At 69.8% G+C, this 245-nt stretch carries 1 protein-coding gene; it reads right to left on the minus strand.

Going from position 1 to position 245, the window contains the following annotated elements; all coding sequences use genetic code 11:
* Positions 1 to 11 precede the first annotated feature (11 nt).
* Positions 12 to 245: hypothetical protein (locus ACPYOM_RS23455; RefSeq protein ID WP_481347821.1), on the minus strand; the 234-nt coding region annotated here is incomplete at its 5' end.

Consider the following 245-nt stretch of genomic DNA (forward strand, 5'->3'; position numbering starts at 1 on the left):
CGTCGGCAGCGTCAGATGTGTATAAGAGACAGCGCGGATGTCGTCGGCCAGGCTGCGGGCGGGGGTGGCCATCCTCCCAACCTACTGCCCGCACGGTGCCCGACGTTCTCGGCTCGACGGTGGCCGGCCTGGGCCCACCCCTGCGTGAGCCTGTCTCTTATACACATCTCCGAGCCCACGAGACGCGTAGTAATGTGGGGGGGGGGTTGTTGGGTTGGGGAGGGGGGGGGGGGGGGGGGGGGGGG

It is taken from the genome of Monashia sp. HAY1-2A (assembly GCF_056755315.1).